Annotated in this window: 18 protein-coding genes; 10 read left to right on the top strand and 8 right to left on the bottom strand. The window is 74.7% G+C overall.

Going from position 1 to position 21465, the window contains the following annotated elements; genetic code table 11:
* Nucleotides 1–59 precede the first annotated feature (59 nt).
* From BF93_RS08880 to BF93_RS20215, 6 genes are all read right to left on the bottom strand, one after another.
* Nucleotides 60–593 carry a glutathione peroxidase gene (locus BF93_RS08880; protein ID WP_051486757.1) on the bottom strand — a complete coding sequence of 178 codons (534 nt, stop codon included), beginning with the start codon at nucleotides 591–593 and terminating at the stop codon, nucleotides 60–62.
* A gap of 231 nt (nucleotides 594–824) precedes the next feature.
* Nucleotides 825–2393: an HNH endonuclease signature motif containing protein gene (locus BF93_RS08875; protein ID WP_051486756.1), complete on the bottom strand. Its 1569-nt coding sequence runs from the start codon at nucleotides 2391–2393 to the stop codon at nucleotides 825–827.
* Between the two features lie 254 nt (nucleotides 2394–2647).
* On the bottom strand, nucleotides 2648–4567 hold the full coding sequence (locus BF93_RS08870) for a penicillin-binding transpeptidase domain-containing protein (protein WP_038372134.1): 1920 nt from the start codon (nucleotides 4565–4567) through the stop codon (nucleotides 2648–2650).
* Nucleotides 4568–4649: 82 nt separating this feature from the next.
* Nucleotides 4650–5561: a PfkB family carbohydrate kinase gene (locus tag BF93_RS08865; protein WP_038372132.1), complete on the bottom strand. Its 912-nt coding sequence runs from the start codon at nucleotides 5559–5561 to the stop codon at nucleotides 4650–4652.
* Nucleotides 5562–5579: 18 nt separating this feature from the next.
* Nucleotides 5580–6530: a serine hydrolase gene (locus BF93_RS08860; RefSeq protein ID WP_051486755.1), complete on the bottom strand. Its 951-nt coding sequence runs from the start codon at nucleotides 6528–6530 to the stop codon at nucleotides 5580–5582.
* Complete coding sequence (locus tag BF93_RS20215; protein WP_051486754.1) at nucleotides 6523–7368, bottom strand: LysR family transcriptional regulator; 846 nt, start codon at nucleotides 7366–7368, stop codon at nucleotides 6523–6525. The genes BF93_RS08860 and BF93_RS20215 overlap by 8 nt, the downstream gene beginning before the upstream one ends.
* 136 nt (nucleotides 7369–7504) lie before the next feature.
* On the opposite strand from BF93_RS20215, the gene BF93_RS08850 reads away from it, so the two are divergent.
* Nucleotides 7505–8977, top strand: a complete 1473-nt coding sequence (locus tag BF93_RS08850) for an alanine/glycine:cation symporter family protein (protein ID WP_038372131.1) — start codon at nucleotides 7505–7507, stop codon at nucleotides 8975–8977.
* A 67-nt stretch (nucleotides 8978–9044) separates the two neighbouring features.
* Here the strand turns inward: BF93_RS08850 and BF93_RS08845 are convergent, their stop codons facing one another.
* Nucleotides 9045–11174 (bottom strand): NADPH-dependent 2,4-dienoyl-CoA reductase, encoded by a 2130-nt coding sequence (locus BF93_RS08845; protein ID WP_084148407.1) that lies wholly within the window; start codon nucleotides 11172–11174, stop codon nucleotides 9045–9047.
* A 120-nt stretch (nucleotides 11175–11294) separates the two neighbouring features.
* Nucleotides 11295–12410 carry a MerR family transcriptional regulator gene (locus tag BF93_RS08840; RefSeq protein WP_038372130.1) on the bottom strand — a complete coding sequence of 372 codons (1116 nt, stop codon included), beginning with the start codon at nucleotides 12408–12410 and terminating at the stop codon, nucleotides 11295–11297.
* 123 nt (nucleotides 12411–12533) lie between these two features.
* Here BF93_RS08840 and BF93_RS08835 point away from each other — a divergent pair, with 123 nt between their 5' ends.
* The 9 genes from BF93_RS08835 to BF93_RS08795 form a co-directional block, all read left to right on the top strand.
* Nucleotides 12534–13574 carry a GNAT family N-acetyltransferase gene (locus BF93_RS08835; protein WP_038372129.1) on the top strand — a complete coding sequence of 347 codons (1041 nt, stop codon included), beginning with the start codon at nucleotides 12534–12536 and terminating at the stop codon, nucleotides 13572–13574.
* Between the two features lie 362 nt (nucleotides 13575–13936).
* Entirely contained in the window at nucleotides 13937–15112 is a 1176-nt protein-coding gene (locus BF93_RS08830) for a YncE family protein (protein ID WP_232226289.1), read from the top strand.
* A gap of 105 nt (nucleotides 15113–15217) precedes the next feature.
* Nucleotides 15218–16885 carry a purine-cytosine permease family protein gene (locus tag BF93_RS08825; protein ID WP_038372128.1) on the top strand — a complete coding sequence of 556 codons (1668 nt, stop codon included), beginning with the start codon at nucleotides 15218–15220 and terminating at the stop codon, nucleotides 16883–16885.
* A 7-nt stretch (nucleotides 16886–16892) separates the two neighbouring features.
* Nucleotides 16893–17195, top strand: coding sequence for an urease subunit gamma (locus BF93_RS08820; protein ID WP_038372127.1), 303 nt, complete (start codon nucleotides 16893–16895; stop codon nucleotides 17193–17195).
* Between the two features lie 9 nt (nucleotides 17196–17204).
* Nucleotides 17205–17534: an urease subunit beta gene (gene ureB, locus BF93_RS08815; protein ID WP_038372125.1), complete on the top strand. Its 330-nt coding sequence runs from the start codon at nucleotides 17205–17207 to the stop codon at nucleotides 17532–17534.
* Nucleotides 17534–19237 carry an urease subunit alpha gene (locus BF93_RS08810; RefSeq protein WP_038372124.1) on the top strand — a complete coding sequence of 568 codons (1704 nt, stop codon included), beginning with the start codon at nucleotides 17534–17536 and terminating at the stop codon, nucleotides 19235–19237. Before ureB ends, BF93_RS08810 begins: the two co-directional genes overlap by 1 nt.
* Before the next feature lie 4 nt (nucleotides 19238–19241).
* Nucleotides 19242–20009, top strand: coding sequence for an urease accessory protein UreF (locus BF93_RS08805; RefSeq protein WP_051486753.1), 768 nt, complete (start codon nucleotides 19242–19244; stop codon nucleotides 20007–20009).
* The gene (gene ureG, locus BF93_RS08800; protein ID WP_038372123.1) at nucleotides 20002–20802 is read left to right on the top strand and encodes an urease accessory protein UreG; all 801 of its coding nucleotides are present in this window, start codon (nucleotides 20002–20004) and stop codon (nucleotides 20800–20802) included. Before BF93_RS08805 ends, ureG begins: the two co-directional genes overlap by 8 nt.
* Nucleotides 20799–21465, top strand: a 667-nt coding sequence (locus tag BF93_RS08795; RefSeq protein ID WP_051486752.1) for an urease accessory protein UreD, incomplete at its 3' end; no start/stop codon positions are given. The genes ureG and BF93_RS08795, both read left to right, overlap by 4 nt.

Genomic DNA, 21465 nt, shown 5'->3' with positions numbered 1-21465 from the left:
GCGCGGGCTCGCGGGCTCGCGGGGGCGCGGGCTCGCGGGGGCGCGTCGGCCGGGCCGGGTCAGCGCTGCAGCCGCGGCCCGCCGGTCAGCCCCAGCTCCGCCTCGATGCGCCGGGCGATCCGGTGCGGCGGGACGACCGGGGCGTAGCGGCGCAGCACCTTCCCCTCGGGGGAGACGAGGAACTTGGTGAAGTTCCAGGTGATGCGGCCGCCGATGACGCCGGAGCGCTGCGAGGTCAGCCACCGCCACAGCGGATGGGCCCGGGGGCCGTTGACGTCGACCTTGGAGAACAGCGGGAAGGTGACGTCGTAGGAGGTCGTGCAGAACTCGGCGATCTCGTCGTCGTCGCCGGGCTCCTGCAGGAACTGGGCGCTGGGGAACCCCAGGACGGTGAAGCCGTGGTCGCGGTAGGCCAGCTGCAGACGCTGGAGATCCTCGTACTGCGGGGTGAACAGGCAGCGCGAGGCGGTGTTGACCACCAGGAGCACCTTCCCGCGGTACGCGGAGAGGTCCTGCTCCTCGCCGTCGATGGTGGTCGCGGTGAAGCTGTGGAGGGTCGGCCCGGCATCATGCGCCGTCCGTGATCGGTCCATGTGCCCTCTCTCCTCGTCCGGCCCTGCCCGGGCCCGTGCCGCTGACGTCGAGGCACCGGGGGCGGTGCCGTCCATCACATCGTAGGCGGCGGCCCTGCACATCCCCCGGACGTGTGGTGTGCGCGAGCCTGGAACGCCCGGGGCCCGGGCGCAGGCGCGGGCGGGCATGCCGGTGCGCCCGGGCGGAGGCCCGGGGGCGGCAGAGGGGACGGAGAGCGCAGGAGAGGAGGGTCAGTACGGCGGGGGCTGGCTGTCCCGGATGGCGTCCTGCACCGCGCGGACGGGCGCGTGGAACTCCTCGAGCGCCTGGTGGTGCAGATGGTCGCGGAATTCGGGGACCGTCTCGGGGGTGGCGAGATCGGTGTTGTCGGGGATGTCCACGGTGAGATCGACGCCGATCCTCCATCGCGTCGCCCCCGCGACCTGACGAATCGGGTCGACGGATTCCTCGGTCTTGAGGCGATGGTGGGTGGTGCAGAGATCGTGGAGATTCTCGGGGGTGGTCATCCCGCCTTTCGCGGGACGCCTGTGATCGTATTCCTCGATATGGTCCACCTCGTACCACCCGCTCGAGGGCCTGCCGCATCCCGGCATCGCGCACAGCGGGGTCTTCAGGTGCGTCAGCTCGATCATGGCCGCCGTGGGCGTGTACCGCGCGGGCGGGGTGTTCAGGAACGTGCCGGTGACGGGATCGGTCAGCACGCGATGCCAGTCGTCGCTGCGCCCGGCGATCGCCCGGGCCGTCGCCGCGTCCACGGGCACGTCGCCCTCGAGCAGGCCCGGTGCGTTGGAGCGACCCATCAGCGTCAGCGCGGGGACGGTGAGGTTGACCCGCCGCCGCGGGGAGGGCACGTGCACGCCGCCGGTCTCGATCCGGGAATGGACGAGGATCGCGTAGCGCAGCTGTGCCAGGGACATCGGCATGCCCGTGCCCTCGACCTGGGCGTCGAGGTCGAAGGGGATCTCGTCGGCGCCGCCGGCCAGGGCGTGGCGCTGGGCGTCCTGCACGGCGCGGGCCCCGCGGTTCAGCCGGTCGATGACGTCGATGATCTCCGGGGTCGGGCCGGTGATCTCGAGGGTCGTGGTGCCCTCCACGAGATCCGGGTCCCGCCAGGTCACGGTGCGCTGCCGGGCGGGGTCCGGCGCGGGGCGGCGGTCCTGGGCCAGCGCCGTGACCAGCAGCCTCAGGCGGCGGCGGAAGCCGGCGACGGGGAGGGTCGGCAGCGACCAGCTGCTGACGGCCCGGTCGACCTCCTCGAGGATCGCTGCGGGGAGGTCCCGGGTGTGGCTGAGGATGCGGGTGAACCAGGCCGCGGGGAGATCTGCGGCCTCCAGCCGGGCCAGGGTCCGCGGGAAGGACGTCACGGCGGTATGGGCCTGGGCGATCAGGCGGCGGGCCCGGGGGATGTCGCAGCGCAGCGCGACGGCGCAGGCGGCCTCGGCGGTGGCCTGCTCCGACGCCGCGGCCCGGGGGTGCAGGGTCGAGGGGTCCACGTGGAACCGGTCCAGGTCCCGCAGGCGCTGCGCGTGGGCGCGGGCCTCGGCGGCGGTCGAGGCCAGCAGCGCCGCGGCCCGCGGGGAGATCGGCGCGGAGGGGACGATCCCGCCTCGGGTCGGGGCGGGGTCCGGCGCGGTGCGCTCGAGGGACGGCAGGGCCGGCTTGGTCGAGCGGGCGCCGGAGGGGGCGGCGGCGGGCAGAGCCGCGGCGGACAGGGCCGCGGCGGGAGGCGCGGGCGGGCCGGCGGCGCGAGAGCCCGGGTCCGGGGGATCGTGGGGAGCGGAGGAGTTCTCCTGGAGCATGGAGCGTGGCACCTCCCTCACAAGGGTGAGGGTGAACGGGAGGAACGGAGAATATTCGAAGGGGCGCGGGAGAAATGGCGACAGGGATGTCGAGGGACGCCATCGTCACCATTCAGGGTTCCGCATCCTGCGCTTCTTCTGCGGCCCCCTGGAGTGCTCTCCATAATACTCCCCGCACCGCCGCGTTTCCACCCGTATCGGACATCGGCGGCGATTTTGTGGACAACTCTGCAGGGGGAGGAGGAGCGGAATCCTCACACCAGATCGGCGGCCCCGCGCAGCACGTCCAGGCCGATGGGCCCCGCGGTCACCGAGCCGTAGCTGCCCTTCTCCACGAAGACGGCCAGGGCCAGGTCGCCCTGCGCGACGATCACCCAGGAGTGCAGGCTCAGCGCGCCCTCGCCGTCGATCCACTCCGCGGTCCCCGTCTTGCCGATCACGGGATCGCCGGGCAGGTCCCGGAAGTCGTCGAGGCTGCCGTGCTCGACCACGCCGCCCAGCAGGCCGCGCAGCTGCTCGGCCTCGGCCGCCGTCAGCGGCACGGCCGGGGCGGGGGCGGCGGGCTCGGCGTCCGTGAGGATCCGCGGGGCGACCGTCTCGCCGCGGACCACGCTCGCCAGCACCACGGCCATCGTCAGCGGGGAGGCGAGCACCTGGCCCTGGCCCATCATCGCCGCAGCATGCTCGGTGGTGCTGTTCGGGGTCCCGACGGCGCCCATGTAGGCGTCCAGCCCCTCGGGCTCCTCCTGCCCGACGCCGAGCGCGGCGGCGGCCTCGGCCAGCGCCTCCTGGGAGACGCGGTCGTGCTGGAGCAGCAGCGCCGTGTTGCAGGAGTGGGCGATGACGTCCGACAGCGGCAGCGGCCCGAACAGCCCGGGGTCCAGCGAGTCGGCGTTCTTGAAGGAGCGGCCGTCGACGACGGCCCGTTCGGGGCACTGCAGGACCGTGTCGGGCGTGTCGCCGGCGCGCAGCAGCGACAGCGCGGTGACGGTCTTGAAGGTCGAGCCGGGTGCGTACCGGCCCACGAGGCCGATGGGGTACTCCTGGGTCCGCGGGCCCAGGGCGGCGGCCAGCAGCTCCCCGGTCGAGGGGCGCAGCGCGACCACGGCGCTGGGCGCCTCGGTCCCGGCGAGGCGCTCGGTGGCGAGGTCCTGCAGCTTAAGGTCGAGGCTGATGGTCACCTCGGTGCCGTCGACGGGGTCGCGGCGGTGCAGCTCGCGGGAGCGGTCGGCGTCGGGGTCCGTGGCCAGCACCTTCGCTCCCGGCGTGCCGAGGATCTGGTCGCGCCGCGCGGCGACGACCCCGCCGGTGCCCACCAGGTCCCCGGCCTGCAGGGACGGGTCCTCGGCGAGGTCCTCGGCGCTCGCCTCGCGCAGGGAGCCCAGCACGCCGGGGGCGATGCCGCGGCGCACGGACAGCGGCCGGGTCTGCTCGACCTCGTGGTAGCCGGGCAGCTGGGCGGCCTCGTCGAGCCGCCGCTCCTGCGCCTCCTCGACGCGGACGGTGAGCGCGGGGACGAAGGCCTGCGGGCCCGAGTCGGCGACGGTCCCGGCGTAGCGGTCGGCGTCGATGCCCAGCAGCGCGGCGAGGTCGCGGGCGGCGCCGTCCTGCTCGGCGGGATCGAGGGCGGTCTTGTCGATCCCGACGACGAGCACCTGCCGCGGGCCCAGCAGCTCGGTACCGCGGCGGTCCCGCACCCGGCCGAGCTCCGGGGCGATGCTGCGCAGCTCGAGGTGCTCGCGCTCGCCGAGCCCGGCGGCGTACGTCGCGGGGGACAGGCGCGCCTGCCACCCCTCGTCGCCGCGCACGAGCGCGGCGCCCGCCTCGACCTCCCAGGGCTCGGGGAACCCGGGAAGGCTCCAGGACCAGCGCAGGGACAGCTCGCGGCGGCCGTCGGACTCGGGGGCGAGGTCGTGCGCGGAGAGCTCGACCTCCGCGCCGTCGAGGGCGAGCAGGGGGCCGATGATGCGCTCGCGCTCCTGCGCGGCGGCGTCCGGGTCCGCGAGGGGTGCGGCGGTGAAGTCCCCCGAGCGGAGGGCGGCCAGGAGGGCATCGGCCTCGGCGGTGCCGTCGCCGCCGCGGGTGAGCAGGAGGGCGCCGCCGGCGCCGGCGGCCGCGACGAGGCCGGCGCCGAGGACGAGACGGCGGGCGAGGCGGGGACGATCACGGGTCATGGGCGAAGCCTTCCGGAGCCGGCGCGATCCGTCCAATAGGTACGGACGTGCCGGGAATGCACCCTGCAGATATGACCCCAGGTCAGGACAGGAATTCGTCGACCTCGGCGCGGGTGGGGGCCGTCGCGGGGCCGCGGCGGGTCACCTTGATTGCGGCGGCGGCGTTGGCCCGGGTGGCCGCGCTCTCCCAATCGGCGCCCAGGGCGCGCTCGGCCAGCAGCACCCCGGTGTGGGTGTCGCCGGCCCCGTTGGTGTCGATCGGGGTCTGCGGGAAGCCGGGGATGCGGGTGCCGCGCCCGTGGTGGAAGACGATGCAGCCCTCGGCGCCGTCGCGCACGATCACCGCTCCGCGGCGGCCGATGCGGCGGCGCAGCGCGGCGGGAGTGTCCTGCAGCGAGTCCAGCCCGGTGGTCGCCCGGGCCTCGTCGGCGTTGGAGGTCCATACGCTCGTGCACGCGAGCACCCGGTCCTGCAGCGCGCGGGGGAACTGCGCGAAGGGCGCGCCCGGGTCCAGGACGACGTCCACGTCCTCGGGCAGGGATTCGAGGAAGTCGAGCAGGGGGTCCCGGGTCGGCTCGAACAGGCTGTAGCCGGAGACGCAGACGAGGTCGCCGGCCTGCGGCTCCAGACGGGCGAAGGACTCCGCGCTGACCCGGCGCTCGGCGCCGAACGTCGTCACGAAGGTCCGCTCCGCCGAGGACTCGACGAGGACCAGGCAGGTGCCGGTGTCGGCATCGGGGACGGGCAGATCGGCCACGGCCACGCCCTCGGCGGCCAGCGTCTCGAGGATCAGATCGGCGCGGGGGCCGGTGCCGTAGGCCCCGCCGTGGACGGCCGTGGCCCCCGAGCGGGCCGCCGCGACCAGGACGTTCACCGCCCCTCCGGCGTAGCGGGACTCCCGTGTGGCGTTCACGTTGCTGCCGCGCTCGGGCAGAGCCGGAACCTCGACGACGACGTCCACCAGGGCCTGAGCGGTGTGCAGCACACGGGGCATGGGGCCAGTGTAGGGGCCTCACCGGGAGGAGCGGAGCTCTCCGACCAGCGCCGCGGCGATCTCGCCGATGCCGTCGTCGACCGCGGGCAGCAGCCGCCCGATCTCGAGGCTCTCGGTGAGCACGCAGACGGCGATCGGCACCTCGCCCTCATGCATCACCAGGGCGCTCTCGTGACGGAACGGACCCCAGGTCCCGGTGCGTCCCGCGACCCGGGCGCCGGGGTGGTCGAAGGCGCTGGTGATGCGGCTGCGCTGGACCAGCCGGCCCATCGTGCCGATCACCAGCTCGGTGTCCGCCGGGCCGGCGAGACGACCCTGCCACAGGGCCGTCAGCAGGCGCAGCTGGTCGGAGGCGGTGGTGGTCGAGCCGAGCACCGCGTCGGAGGCGGCCTCGGCGAGCAGCGAGTCGTCCCGGTCCGTGCCGGTGCCGCTCCCGCCGGTGCGGCGCGCGGAGACGGCCGCGGCGACCGTCTGCGCGGTGGTGCCCACGGCGGTCGAGGTCATCCCGGCCTCGCGGGCGACCGCGTCGAGGGCCGGGATGCCCGTACGGCGCAGGATCACCTGCGCCGCGGTGTTGTCCGAGCCCACCAGCATGGAGCGCAGCAGATCGCGCCAGGTCAGGGTCACGGGGTCGCCCAGCAGGGACAGGCCCGCCCCGCCGGGCACGCGGTCCGCCGCGGTGACGGTCACGCGCTCGGACGGATCGAGGCCGGGGACGCGCAGCAGGGCCAGGGCCGCGAGGGTCTTGTAGAGGGAGGCGCCCGGCCAGGGCTCCTGCGACCGATGGGCGAGCACGGGGCCCGTGCCGTCGGCGCGCGCGGCGGCGACCGCGACGTCCACTCCCAGCCGGTCGGCGATCCGCAGCACGTCGCCCAGGGCCAGCGAACCGCCGGTCCCCGGGCCGCAGGGGCCCGGATCCGGCGCGCCCGGGGCGGACGTCCCGCCTGCGGGGGTCGAGAGGTCAGGCATCGTGCACCCGTGCCAGGGTCGCGGCGGCCGCCGCGTGCACGGCGACCGTCGCGCGGTCCCGGGCCGTGCGGCGCAGCACGGCATGGAAGACGGCGGACGCCCGGCCGATCGGGAGGGAGCGCACGCGGACGCTCCCGGCGAGGGCCTCGGGCAGGACCGGCGCCTCGGTGCTGATGACCGCGTGGACGCGGCCGGCGGCCAGTCGTCCCAGGGCGGTGGCCTGGGGCATCGGCACGAGGTCCCCGCCCACGGCGAGGCCGCGCAGCTCCCGGGCCAGCCGCGCGAGGAATGCCGCGGAGGCCTTCTCATGCACGAGCGCGGTGGTTCTCGAGCGCGGGGCCTCGTGGCGCGCCTCCCACAGCAGGGCCGGGGCGGCGCCGCTGGCCCGCAGCCCCTCGGCGCGGAAGGGCGCGAGCACCACGGCGGGCAGGTCCGCCGCGCGGGCGCGCTGCAGGGCACCCTCGGTGGGGACGGGCTCGAGGTCGACGGCGAGCCCGGAGGCCTCCGCGTCCCGGACGATCGCGGCCGCCCACGCGCCCGGCAGGGCGGGATCCACGAGCAGGCGCACCGGGGCGAGCGCATGGTCGGCCGCGGCGGCCCGGACCTCCGCCACGGCTTGACGGGCCCGGCCGGCGGCCTCGCGCACCCGCGCCCCGGCCGGGGTGAGGACCGCGCCGGAGCTGGTGCGCTCCAGGAGCACGCAGCCCAGCTCCGCCTCGAGGCGCTTGATCGCCTGGGACATCGGCGGCTGGGCCATGCCCATGCGCTCCGCGGCGCGGCCGAAGTGCCCCTCCGAGGCCACCGCCTCGAACAGCTCCAGGTGCCGGATCAGGTCCATGCGGTCAGCCTAGGGCGCTCCTGCGGCCGCGGTCCGTGCCGGCACCGGGGGAGGGCGGGCAGGAGGTGAGAACGCCCTCGCTCGCGAAGAACCGCAATCGCCGGTGCCGGCGATCCCCGCGGGCCATACTCGTGCGATGGATTCTGTCGCCGCATGGCTCGCCGATCGAGGGGATCAGCTCTGGACGTGGGTCGTCCTGCCGATCGTGGTCGTCCTCGGCCTGTACCTGACCCTCCGATCCGGGCTGGTCCAGCTCCGGCTGCTGCCGGAGATGCTCCGCACCCTGGGCGACCGCACGCCGCGGGACGAGTCGGGGGCCCCGCAGTCGGTGTCCTCCTTCCAGGCGTTCACGATCTCGGCCGCATCCCGGGTCGGCACCGGGAACATCGCCGGGGTCGCCACGGCGATCGCCGTGGGCGGCGCGGGCGCCGTGTTCTGGATGTGGCTGATGGCCTTCATCGGCGCGGCCTCGGCGTTCGCGGAATCCACCCTCGCGCAGCTGTTCAAGGTCCCCGACCGCGACGGCTTCCGCGGCGGGCCGGCCTACTACATGCAGCACGGCCTGAGGGCGCGGTGGCTGGGCGTGGTGTTCGCCGTGATCCTCATCGTCTGCTTCCCCTTCGCGTTCAGCTCGCTGCAGGCCAACACCATCTCCGCCTCGATGGGCGGCGCCGTGTCGTCGCTGACCGGCGGCGAGGAGCTGCGGTGGCTGCCGTGGGCCTCCGGCCTCGCCGTCGCGGTGCTCACGGGCCTGGTCGTCTTCGGCGGGGTGCGTCGCATCGCCTCGGTGACGCAGGCGGTCGTGCCGGTGATGGCGCTGGCCTATCTGCTGCTGGGCCTCGCGGTGGTGGCCGTGTCCTGGCGCGAGATCCCCGACGCCCTCTCGGCGATCGTCACCGGAGCCTTCGGGTACAACCAGGTCGTCGGCGCCACCTTCGGGTACGTCGTGCTGACCGGGATCAAGCGCGGCATGTTCTCCAACGAGGCCGGCCTGGGATCGGCCCCGAACGCGGGGGCGAGCGCCGCGGTCACCCACCCGGTCAAGCAGGGGCTGGTGCAGTCGCTGGGGGTGTACTTCGACACCTTCCTGGTCTGCTCGATCACCGCGTTCATCATCCTCACCGGCGTCCCCGACCTGGCCTCCGCGCCCCTCGGCGTCGACCTCACCCAGGCGGCGCTCGCGAGCACGCTGGGCCAGTGGTCGCTCACCGCGCTCGCCGCGATCGTCTTCCTGCTCGCGTTCAGCTCGATCATCGGCAACTACTACTACGGCGAGGCGTCGATCGAGTTCATCTCCACCCGGCGCCGGGTGCTGCATGCCTACCGCGCGCTCGTGGTCGTCTCCGTGTTCACCGGGTCGGTGCTCTCGGCCGATGTGGTGTGGAGCTTCGCCGACGCCGCGATGGGGTTCATGGCGATCACCAACCTCGTGGCGCTCGCGCTGCTGTCCGGCCTGGTGCTCGCCCTGCTGCGCGACTACGTCCAGCAGCGCCGGGAGGGCGTGGACCCGGTGTTCACGCGCGACCGCCTGCCGGGCGTCCCGGGCATCGCCTGCTGGAAGGACGCCCGCAGCGTCACGGGACCGATCCCGGTGCCGCGCATCCGCTGATCTCCCGCGGTGCCGCCCGCCCGAGGCGTGCGGGCGCCGCCCGAGACGTGCGGGCGGGGCGCGGGAATCAGAGCGCGGCGGCGACCTCGACGGCCTGGCGGATGGCGCGCTGGGCATCGAGCTGCGCGGCCCGCTCCGCGCCGCCGATGACGTGGACGGCGGGGCCGTCGGGGAGGGCGGCGAGCTCATCGGCCAGGTCCCGCACGGACTCCTGCCCGGCGCACAGCACGACGGTGTCGACCTCGAGCAGCGTCTCGGCGCCGTCCTCGCGGATCCGCAGGCCCTCCGGGGCCAGGCCCAGGTACTCGACGCCCACGTGCTGGCGCACCCCGGCGTGGCGCAGCTCGGCCCGATGCACCCAGCCGGTGGTGCGGCCCAGGCCCGCCCCGATGCGCGTGGTGCTGCGCTGCAGCAGGTGGACCTCCCGGCCGGACGGGGCCGTCGTCGGCGCGGGCCCGCCCTTCTCGCGCGGCTGCAGCCCCCCGCGATGCTGCGCGGGATCGCCGATGCCCCAGCGCTCGCGCCACGCCTCGACGTCCAGGGTGAAGGAGGGGGTGGGGGCCGTGAGGAACTCGGCGACGTCGACGCCGATCCCGCCGGCGCCGATGATCGCGACCCGATTTCCGGCCGTGGCCTCCCCGGACAGCAGCTGCGCGTAGGACACGACCACGGGCCCTCCCGCGGACGCGGGGGCGAGCTCGACCTCCCGCGGCCGCACGCCGGTCGCCACGATCACCGTGTCGAAGCCGGCGAGGTCCTCGACCCGGGCCCGCACGCCCAGCCGCACGCCGACGCCCGCGGCCAGCAGCCGGGCCCGCCACGACTCGAGCGCCTGGGCGTAGTCCTCCTTGCCGGGGATCCGGGCGGCCAGCAGGAACTGCCCGCCGAGCTCCTCGCTCGCCTCGAACAGCGTCACGTGATGCCCGCGGGAGGCGGCGGCGACGGCGGCCTCGAGACCCGCCGGGCCGCCGCCGACCACCGCCACCCGGCGCGCACGATGCGCGGGCACCGGCACCAGGCGCAGCGTGGTCTCGTGGGCGGCGCGCGGGTTGACCAGGCAGCTGGCCCCCTCGCCCACGAACACCCGGTCCAGGCAGGACTGGTTGCAGGCGATGCAGGCCACGACCTCGCGGGCTCGATGCGCGGCGAGCTTGTTCGGCAGCTCCGGGTCCGCGAGGAAGGGGCGGGCCATGGAGACGAGATCCGCCTCGCCGCGGGCGAGGACCTGCTCGGCCAGCGCCGGGTCGTGGACGCGGTTCGAGGCGACCACCGGCACGTCCACCGCGGCGCGCAGGCGGGCGGTGACCGGCACGAAGGCGCCGCGGGGCACGGAGGTGGCGATGGTCGGCACGCGGGCCTCGTGCCAGCCGATGCCTGTGGAGAGCACATCGGCCCCCGCGGCGATCAGACCCTGGGCGAGGTCGAGGGTCTCCTCCCAGGTCTGCCCCTCCTCGACGAGGTCCAGGAGGGAGATGCGATAGCTCAGCAGGCGATCGGCGCCGAGCGCCTCGCGCACGGCCGCGGTGACCGCCAGCGGCAGGGCGCGCCGCCCGGCGGCGTCCACGCCCCAGGCGTCGCGGCGGCGGTTGGTGCGCGGCGCGGCGAACTGGTTGAGCAGGTAGCCCTCCGAGCCCATGATCTCCACGCCGTCGTAGCCGGCCTCCCGGGCGCGCCGCGCCGTGGCCGCGTAGGCGCGGATCAGCCGGCCGATGCCCCAGCGGCTCATCCGCCGCGCACGGATCGGGGAGATCGGCGCGCGGGTGGAGGAGGCCGAGACCGCCAGCGGATGCGCCGCATAGCGCCCTGCGTGGAGGATCTGGAGGAGGATCCGGCCGTCGTGCTCGTGGACCGCCCGGGTGACCAGGCGGTGGCGCTCCGCGAGGCGGCCGTCGAACACCCGCGAGTGCGCGGTGAGGCGGCCGGAGAGGTCGGGGGAGAACCCTCCGGTGACGATCAGCCCCGCCCCGCCGCGCGCCCGCTCGGCCAGGAACTCCGCCAGGCGCGGCACGTCCTCGGCGCGATCCTCGAGACCGGTGTGCATGGAGCCCATGACCAGCCGGTTGCGGACGGTGAACGGCCCCAGCTCCAGCGGCGAGAGCAGGCGGCGGGGCGATGCCGGGAACGCCGAGGGCGCAGTGGGCGCCGAGGCGGGGAAGGGCGCGGGGGTCGGCGCGGGGGTCGGCGACGGTGCAGACATGCCGTGATTGTGCCAGCCCGAGCTGACCGATGGGTAACTTACGGTCGGTCCCACCCCCGCCGCCCCTCCGCGCCGCCCCCGCCTGCGCCGTCGCCCGCCCGCGCCGCCCCCGCGGATCCGTCAGCGAAGATCGGCGACGGCTGCGGCGACGTCGTCCTCGCCCTCGGCCTCCTCGGCGGCGCGCAGCAGGGCGAGCGCCGTGTGCTCGGCGCCGGCGGAGACGTCGCAGACGATCTCCGCCAGGAGCTCGGGGGCGAGGACCGCGTGGACGCCGTCGCTGGTCAGCACCACGCGATCCCCGCTGCGCAGCTCGCGCAGCAGCAGGTCGGGCTCGCGCGGGGCTCCCGCCGCCAGGGCCCGGTTCAGCACCGCCCGCTGCGGATGCGCCGCCGCCTCGTCGGCGCGCAGGCGACCCGCCGCCACGAGCGAGGCGACCAGGGTGTGATCCTGGGTGATGGGGAACAGCGTGCCCTCGCGCACCAGGAGCGCCCGCGTGTCGCCGATGTGCGCGATGACGAGGGTGCCGCCGTCCACGAGCGCTGCGGTGAGGGTGGTGCCTCCCTCGTGCGCGGCCTCCTCGCCCGGACCGCCGCCGGTGCCGAGCGCGGCGGCGGAGGCGTCCTCCCACGCCGCGCGGAGGGCGGCGATGGCCTGGTCCCCGCGGCCGAGGGCGGACTCCAGGGCGCGGGCGAGGGCGGCCAGCGCCTCGGGCGCCGAGCCGGCATCGGCGAAGCCGTCCGCGACGGCCAGGAGGTGGCGCCCGCCGGGCATCGGCGTGCTCATCGCGGCGTCCTGCAGCTGCGGGCGGCGGAGCCGACGGGCCAGGGCGTGCGCGCTCGTGCGCGGCGCCGGGCGAGCGGTGGTGGGATCGATCGTGGTCATGGTGTCCTCCGAGGGAGATTCTTCGAGGGCGGCGATCAGCTCGGCCACGGCCGCCGAGCGCGAGAGCGCATCGGCCTGCTCCTGGCTCCACCAGGAGCGCAGCTCCTGGGCGGCGCCCTGCGGCGCGAGATCGCAGACGGTGCGGATCCGCGCCAGGCCCATCCCGATGCCGCGCAGGGCGGCGATGCGCCGGGCCCGCGAGACCTGCTCGGGGTGATAGGACCGGTAGCCCGTGAACGGGTCCACGCGGTCCGGGACCAGCAGCCCCGCCTCGTCGTACAGGCGCAGGGCCTTCGGGGTCAGGCCGCTGCGCCTGGCGAGCTCTCCGATGCTGAGCAGTTCCGTGCTGGGCATGTCGCCTCCTCGTGCCGGGACCGTCCCGGCACCGACCACGGTGAGGATTGTCCCAGGGGGAGGGTCAAGCGCACCCCGGAAAATCCGTCGACGTCGCCGGTGGGAGCGTGGTGTGCTTCGGGCATGAACCTCACCGTGCGCCCCCTGGACCTCGCCTCCGACGCCGACATCGCGCAGGTCAACGCCTTGGACGAGGCGTGCGACCGGGCGCTGTTCGGCGGCGAGGAGCGCTTCACCGTCGCGCAGTCGCGGGCGCGGCTGCAGCCCAGCCCGTACTGGGAGCGGGGGCACTGGGTGGCGGTGCTCGAGTCGCTGGAGGGCGGGGAGAGCATCGTCGGCTACGCCGCGATCACCGTGCCCCTGGCCGAGAACCTCGACCAGGTGTTCGTGGACCTGTCCGTGCACCCGGCGCATCGCGGCGGCGGCATCGGCACCGCGCTCGTGCGCGAGGCGCTCGTCCCGGCGATCCGCGAGACGGGCCGGCCCGTGGTCGCCGCCTGGGGCTCGATCCCCGCGGACGGGGACCCGGACGATCCGCAGCTGCCCGCGAACCGCCTGGCCTCGACCTTCGGGCTCGCGCGCAAGAACGTCGCCGTGTGCCGCGTGCTCGACCTGCCGCTGCGACCCGAGCTGCTGGACGAGCTGGCCGCGCAGGCAGCGGAGAAGATCGGCGAGTACCGCGTGCTCGCCTTCGAGGACGAGATCCCCGAGGAGCACCTCGCCGCCTACGGCGTGCTGCTGCACCAGCTGGACCTCGACGACCCCGACGAGGACCTCGAGTACGAGGCCGCGGACTACACCCCGGAGCGGATCCGCATCGCCGAGCAGCGCCGCCGGGACGCCGGCACGCGCGAGATCATCGCCGTGGCCGTCGCCCCGGACGGCAGCTTCGCCGGGAACAGCGTCGTCGACTTCCACGCGGGCGAGGGGACGACCCTCGGCTGGCAGGAGAACACGCTGGTCATGCCGGAGCATCGGGGGCATCGGCTGGGGCTGGCGCTGAAGGTGGCCACGCATCGGCGCCTCGCGGCGGAGGCCCCGCACCTGGACCGGATCGCGACGTGGAACTCGCACGTCAACCCGTGGATGATCGCCATCAACGAGCAGCTCGGCTACCGGATCTCCCACCGGGAGGTGGCCTTCCAGGGGCGCCCCGCGCTCTGACCCTGCGGCCGGCGCCGGCACCGCCCCGGCGGGGCCGGCGGCCCGATCCCCGGCGACGGCCGCGGAGCCGACACGCCCCCGGATGTCCTTGCTCCGGGGGCGTCCCCGGCCTACATTGCGGCACATCGTGCAGATCGGACATCCCGGCCGCGGACCACGGCCCTCCGATGCGCACGGCGCGAGCGATGGGGGTCGCCATGGCGATGTCGGGCAAGCACATGCGCAGGCCGGTGCCGCCCTCCGGCAGCGGGCGGGGGGACCGGAGCCGCCCGGGGCATGGAAGCACCCCGGGGCGGGGGAGCGGCCCGGGGGAGGAGGACGGGCCGGGCGGTCGGCGGCGGGCTGCGGGCGGGGCCGGTCCCGTGATCGCCGCGCTGATCGCGGCGGCGGCGCTCGTGACCACCTGCGTCGTCCTCATCACGGAGGAGGCCCTGGAGGTCCCGCTCCCTCCGCAGCAGCCGCCGGGCGCCGCCCCGACCTCCGACCCGACGTCCGATCCGCCACGGCATCCTCCGTCGCACACCACGCGGATGGGCGAGCGGACCCGCATCACCGGGGACATCAGCCCCAAGTCCGTGGTCGCGAGCCCCGACGGCCTGGTGATAGCGAACAACATGATGTACCGGCACAGCTCGACCGTGTACGACGCGAGCACGCTGGACCTCGTGGCGACCGTCCCGGACACGGTGGACCTGTCCCAGCACGGATTCGAGGACCGCGCCGGGCGGACCCGGGGCGCCCCGGTCGAGGCGGCCTGGAGCCCTGACGGCCGCTACGCCTACGTCTCCCAGTACCGGCTGTACGGCCCGGGAGGCGGCGAGCCCGCGACCGACGACTGCCGCCACGGCGAGGGCATCGGCCGCAGCGCGGTGTACCGGATGGACGCGCAGACCCTCGCCTGGGACCAGGTGATCGAGGTGGGCCGCGTCCCGAAGTTCATCTCCGTGTCCCCGGACGGGAGCCGGGCGCTGGTCTCGAACTGGTGCGACAGCACGGTGTCGGTGCTGGATCTGGGGGCCGGCGTCGAGCTGCGGCAGATCCCGGTCGACGCCGCCCCGCGCGGCAGCGTGATCCTGCCGGACAACCGCACCGCCTACGTCGCCGCGATGTATGCCGACGAGCTGTACCGGGTGGACCTCGTCGACGGCACCCATGAGCTCGTGCTCGAGACCGACCGCAAGCCGCGCCACCTGGTGCTCTCGCCCGATGCCTCGCGGATGTACCTCACCGAGTCCGGCTCCGACCGGCTGCTCGAGCTGGACACCGCCACCGGCGAGGTGCTGCGCGAGATGCCCACGGGCCGCGAGCCGCGGTCGATGGCGATCTCCCCGGACGGGACGGCGCTGTACATCGTGAACTACTACGAGGACACCGTCTCCAAGATCGACGTCGCCGCCTTCGCGGAGATCCAGCGCGAGGAGGTCGGCCACCACCCCATCGGCGTGACCTACGAGCCCCGCGAGGGGCGCGTCTGGGTGGCGAACTACGGCGGCTCCCTCGACGTCTTCGAGGACACCCTGCCGTCGTCCTCTGCATGAGACAGCAGATCACGAAAAGGTCACGGCCCTCATCTGCGGGGTGGCCCAGATATCGCCGTTCCTAGGGTTGCCAGCGTCCACAGCGCTCGCCCAGGGAGGCACCAGATGACCGTCGAGACCAGGCCGCCCGCGGGGACACCCGCCGGCAGCGAGGACGCCCGCGCCGCCGCCGCGGAGAGCCTCGAGGACTACACCCTCCGCTTCGCCCCGCGCTCCTACCGGACCTGGGGACCGGGCGTCGTGGCCACCAGCGCGCTGGGCGGCATCGCCTACCTCGCCGACTTCTCGATCGGCGCGAACATCGGCCTCGCGCACGGCACCGTCAACGGGATCCTCGGCATCCTCGTGGCCGCCGGGATCATCTTCCTCACCGGCTTCCCGCTGGCCTACTACGCGGCCCGCTACAACCTGGACCTGGACCTCATCACCCGCGGGGCGGGCTTCGGGTACTACGGCTCGGTCATCACCAACGTCATCTTCGCGACGTTCACCTTCATCTTCTTCGCCCTCGAGGGCTCGATCATGGCGCAGGGCCTGTACCTGGGCCTGGGGATCCCGCGCTGGCTGGGCTACCTGATCTCCACGGTGCTCATCTTCCCGCTGGTCATCTACGGCATGAAGGCCCTCGCCAAGCTGCAGGTCGCCACCACCCCGGTGTGGCTGGTGCTCATGGTCATCCCCGTGGCCTACCTCGTGATCTCCCATCCCGACTCGGTGGGCACCTTCCTCGCCTTCGAGGGCGAGGGCGGCGGGGGCGTCAGCTTCGCCTCCGCGATGCTCGCCGCGGGCGTGTGCCTCTCGCTCATCGCCCAGATCGCCGAGCAGATCGACTACCTGCGCTTCATGCCGCCGCGCACCCCGCAGAACCGCCGCGCCTGGTGGACCGCGACCATCCTGGGCGGGCCCGGCTGGGTCGTCTTCGGCGCGATCAAGCAGATCCTCGGCATGTTCCTGGCGATCTACCTCGTCGCCAACGTCCCCGGCGCCCGCGAGTTCGCCAACGAGCCCGTCCAGCAGTTCCTGGCCACCTACGAGCAGCTCATGCCGGCCTGGCTGGCGCTGACCCTGGCGGTGATCCTGGTGGTCATCTCGCAGGTGAAGATCAACGTCACCAACGCCTACTCCGGCTCGCTGGCCTGGACGAACTCCTTCACCCGCGTGACCCGCCGCTACCCGGGGCGCCTGGTGTTCCTGGGCGTGAACCTCAGCATCGCCCTGGTGCTCATGGAGGCGAACATGTTCGACTTCCTCAACAGCATCCTGTCGTTCTACGCGAACCTCGCCATGTCGTGGATCTGCGTGGTCGCCACCGACATCGTCATCAACAAGTACCTGCTGAAGCTCTCCCCGAAGAAGCCCGAGTTCCGCCGCGGCATGCTCTACGACTGGAACCCGGTGGGCGTGGTCTCGCTGGTGCTCTCCGGCGGGTTCTCGATCGCGATCTTCTTCGGCGCCTTCGGTGCGGCCGTCCAGCCGTTCTCCCCGCTGTTCGCGGTGGGCATCGCCCTGGTCGCCACCCCGCTGATGGCGATCATCACCCAGGGCCGCTACTACCTGCGCCGCACCGACGACGGCATCGACGCGCCGATGTACGACGAGCACGGCAACCCCTCCGGCGAGACCCTCACCTGCCACGTCACCGGCATGGAGTTCGAGCGCCCCGACATGATCGCCTCCGCGCGGACCGGGCCCGACGGGGAGCCGCTGTACCTCAGCTCCCTGGCCCTGTCCACGGACCGCACGGGCGAGCACGTCCTGCCGGCCCAGCGGTGATCGCCCGATGCACCTGAGCCCGGCCGATGTCGAGAAGCTCCTGCTGGCGGTCGCGGGGAACGTGGCCCGCGACCGCCTGGAGCGGGGAGTGCTGCTGAACCACCCCGAGGCCGTCGCCCTGCTCAGCTGCTGGGTGATCGAGCGGGCCCGCGAGGGCCGCGCCGTGGAGGACCTCATGGTCGCCGGCCGCGAGGTCCTCGCCCGCGAGCAGGTCATGGAGGGCGTCCCCGAGATGCTCGCCGACGTGCAGGTCGAGGCCACCTTCCCCGACGGGCGCAAGCTCGTCACCATCCACCACCCGATCTCCTAGGAGGCCCCCGTGGCAGGAATCCGCACAGAGGGCCCCGGCGCGATCCGGGTCCGCCCCGGCACCCGTGTGCTCAACGAGCGCGAGGACCCCGCCGACCGCGGCAGCCTGGTCCTCGAGAACACCGGCGACCGTCCCGTGCAGATCGGCTCCCACCTGCACCTGGCCGATGCCAACCCGGCGCTGGCCATGGACCGCGAGGCCGCGACCGGCTTCCGCCTCGACGTCCCCTCCGGCACCTCGGTGCGCTTCGAGCCGGGCGCCTCCCGCCGCGTCGACGTGGTCGCGCTCGCCGGCGCCCGCCGCGTCCCCGGCATCCAGCGCGGGAAGGACCAGTCCTGATGGCGCGCCTGGACGCCGAGCGCTACGCCGCGCTGTACGGGCCCACCACCGGGGACCAGGTGCGACTGGGCGACACCGACCTGTGGATCGAGGTCGAGCAGGACCTGACCTTCGGCGGGGAGGAGGCCGTCTTCGGCGGCGGCAAGTCGATCCGCGAGTCGATGGCCCAGGGCATGACCACCCGCGAGGGCGGAGCCCCCGACACCGTCATCACCAACGCCATCGTGCTCGACTGGTGGGGCATCGTCCGGGCCGACGTCGGCCTGCGCGAGGGCCGCATCGTGGCGCTGGGCCGGGCGGGCAATCCCGACGTGGCCGACGGGGTGCACCCGGACCTGCGCATCGGCCCCTCGACCGACGTGATCTCGGGGGAGGGGAGGATCCTCACCGCCGGCGGCTTCGACTCCCACGTCCACCTGCTCTCGCCGTCCCCGCTGCACGAGGCCCTGGCCACCGGCATCACCACGATCGCCGGCGGCGGCACCGGGCCCTCCGAGGGCTCCAAGGCCACCACCGTCACCCCCGGCGCCTGGCACCTGGGCCGGATCCTGCAGGCCCTGGACCACGTGCCGATGAACGTGCTGCTGCTGGGCAAGGGCAACACGGTCAGCGCGCAGGGCCTGGCCGAGCAGGCGCTCGGCGGCGCGGCCGGGTACAAGGTCCACGAGGACTGGGGGTCCACGCCCGCGGCCATCGACGCCGCCCTGCGCGCGGCCGAGGAGCACGGGCTGCAGGTCGCCCTGCACTCGGACTCCCTGAACGAGGCCGGATTCGTGGAGTCGACCATCGACGCGATCGGCGGGCGCAGCATCCACGCCTTCCACGTGGAGGGCGCCGGCGGTGGCCACGCCCCGGACATCCTGTCCATCGCCGCGCTCGCGCACATCATCCCCGGCTCGACCAACCCGACGCTCCCGCACACCGTGAACACCGTCGCCGAGCACCTCGACATGCTCATGGTCTGCCACCACCTCAACCCCGCCGTGCCGGAGGACCTCGCCTTCGCCGAGTCCCGGATCCGCGCCAGCACCATCGCCGCGGAGGACCTCCTGCACGACATGGGGGCGCTGTCCATCACCAGCTCGGACGCGCAGGCCATGGGCCGGATCGGCGAGGTGATCACCCGCACCTGGCAGGTCGCCCACGTCATGAAGCACCGCATCGGCGACCTCGGCGAGAGCCTCCCGGCGGACAACGAGCGGGCCCGCCGGTACGTCGCGAAGTACACCATCAACCCGGCGGTCGCCCACGGCGTCGACGCGCACCTGGGCTCGGTCGAGGCCGGGAAGATGGCCGACCTGGTGCTCTGGGACCCCCGGTTCTTCGGGGTGCGGCCGGATCTCGTGATCAAGGGCGGGACCATCGCCTGGGCGGCGCTCGGGGACCCGAACGCCTCCATCCCGACCCCGCAGCCCGTGCTCATGCGGCCCGCCTTCGGCGACGCGATCGGCGCGCGGACCTCCGTCTCCTTCGTGGCCCCCGCCGCCGTGGACGCCGGGCTGCGCGAGCAGCTGGGGCTGCAGCGGGAGCTGCTCGCGGTCGCTCCCACCCGCGCGGTGACCAAGGCCGACATGCGCAACAACGACACCCTGCCGCGCATCGACATCCGCCCCGACACCTTCGAGATCTCCATCGACGGCGAGAACGTCGAGCCCGCCCCCGCCGCCCGCCTGCCGCTGGCCCAGCTGTACCAGATGTTCTGAGCCGATGCCCCCGACCGCCGTCCCCTCCGTCTCGCTGGCCATGCTGCTGGCGGACTCCCGCCTGCCCGTGGGCGCGCACGTGGTCTCCGGCGCCCTCGAGGCGGCGCTGCTCGACGGCCTGCCCCGGGAGCAGGTCGGCGCCTACATGCGCGCCCGCATGGCCACGATCGTGCAGGTCGAGGCCGGGACCGCGGTCGTCGCCCGGCAGGCGGCGGCCGCCGGGCGCGCGGCGCGCGGCACCGGCGCGCCCGGTGAGGACGGCCCCGACGCGGACGCCCCCGGTGCGGACGCCCCCGGCTCGGACGGCCTCGGGGCGGCGGCGCTCGCGGAGGTCGCCCGGGCCTGGGAGGCCCGCACCCCGGCGCGTCCGCAGCGGGAGATCGGGATCGCGCTCGGCGACGGGCTGGCCCGCCTGGCCCGCACCGTGTGGCCCGAGGCCTTCCCCGCCCGCGCCGGGCGGGGGCCGCACCTGCCCCGGCCCGTGGTCCTCGGGGCCATCGCCGCGCACGCGGGCCTCACCGCCGTCGACCTGGTGCGCCTGGTCGCCTACGACGACGCGCAGACCGTCGCCTCGGCCCTGCTCAAGCTCGAACCGGGCGATCCGCTGGCCGCGGCGGGCCTGGTGCTCGAGGCCTGCGCCGCGCTCGAGCCGAGCGTCCCCGAGCTGTCCCGCCTGACCTCGCCGACGGCGATCCCCGCCGCCGGCGCCCCGCAGATCGAGGAGTGGGCCACCGCCCAGTCCGTGCTCCCCAGGAGGCTGTTCCGTGCCTGATACCCCGCACACCCACCCCTACCGCTCGCTGCGCCTCGGCGTCGCCGGGCCCGTCGGCACCGGGAAGAGCTCGCTCATCGCGACCCTCTGCCGGGCCCTCGCCGCGGAGATCGAGATCGGCGTGATCACCAACGACATCTACACCGACGAGGACGCGCGCTTCCTGCGCTCCGCCGGGGTGCTCGACCCGGCGCGGATCCGCGCCGTCGAGACCGGGGCCTGCCCCCACACCGCCATCCGCGACGACGTCACCGCCAACCTCGCCGCCGTCGAGGAGATGGAGGAGGAGTTCTCGCCGCTGGACCTGGTGCTCGTCGAGTCCGGCGGGGACAACCTCACCGCGACCTTCTCCCCGGCCCTCGTGGACGCGCAGATCTTCGTCCTCGACGTCGCCGGCGGCGGCGACGTGGCCCGCAAGGGCGGCCCCGGCATCGCTCGCGCCGACCTGCTCGTGGTCAACAAGACCGACCTCGCCCCCTATGTCGGCGTGGACGTCGCGCAGATGGTGGCCGATGCCGAGTCCGCGCGCGAGGGCGCCCCCGTCCTCGCCCTGTCCCGCAGCGACGCCGCGTCCGTCGCCGCGCTGCGCAGCTGGCTGCTGGGGCTCCTCGCCGCCCACCGCGACGGCGCCCACGAGCCCCAGGACCCGGGCCCGATGGCCCCGCACTTCCACGCCGAGGACGATGAGCACGACCACTCCCACGGCGAGTCTCACGACCACGCCCACGACTACGAGCATCCCCACGACCACGAGCATCCCCACGAGCCCGTGCCCGCCGGGAGCGGGGCGTGACCAGCGTCCTCGCGCACCCTCGGGGCGTGCGCACCCGGCCGGGGCTGCTGCAGCCCCGACTGGTCTCCCGCCGCGGGCACCGCGCGCACGTGGCGCTCGTCGCCGGCGGGGCGCTGCTCATCGGCGGGGACGAGATCTCGGTGGAGATCACCGTCGAGGCGGGCTGCACGCTGCGCCTGGAGGACATCGGCGGGACCGTCGCCTACCCGTCCCGCGGGGAGGCCAGCCGCTTCGACGTGCGGATCGCGCTGGGGGAGGGGGCCCGCCTGGTGTGGGAGTCGCATCCCTTCGTCGTCGCCGAGGGCGCCGATGTGCGGCGCCGCACCGAGGTGGTGCTCGGCGCCGGCGCGGCGCTGTGCCTGCGCGAGACCCTCGTGCTGGGCCGCACCGGCGAGCAGGGCGGGAGGCTGCGCACTCTGCTGCAGGTCCACCAGGAGGACGGCGTGCCCGTGCTCGTCGAGGACCTGGCCCTCGACGGCCTCGCGCCGCGGCCCGGGATCCTCGGGGACGCGAGCGTGCTGGACACCGTGCTGGTGGCAGGACTGCGCCCCGGCCCCGCGGCCGGGGCCGGGACGGATGCCGGCGGCGGCGCGGGTCCCGGCGGCGGCGCGGGTCCCGGCGGCGCCGCGGGCCCCGGCGGCGGCGTGGGTCCCGGCGGCACCG

It is taken from the genome of Brachybacterium phenoliresistens (assembly GCF_000576425.1).
Lineage (GTDB): Bacteria > Actinomycetota > Actinomycetes > Actinomycetales > Dermabacteraceae > Brachybacterium > Brachybacterium phenoliresistens.
The sequence above is the reverse complement of the archived record's forward strand: the minus strand, read 5'-3'. Positions and strand labels throughout refer to the sequence as shown.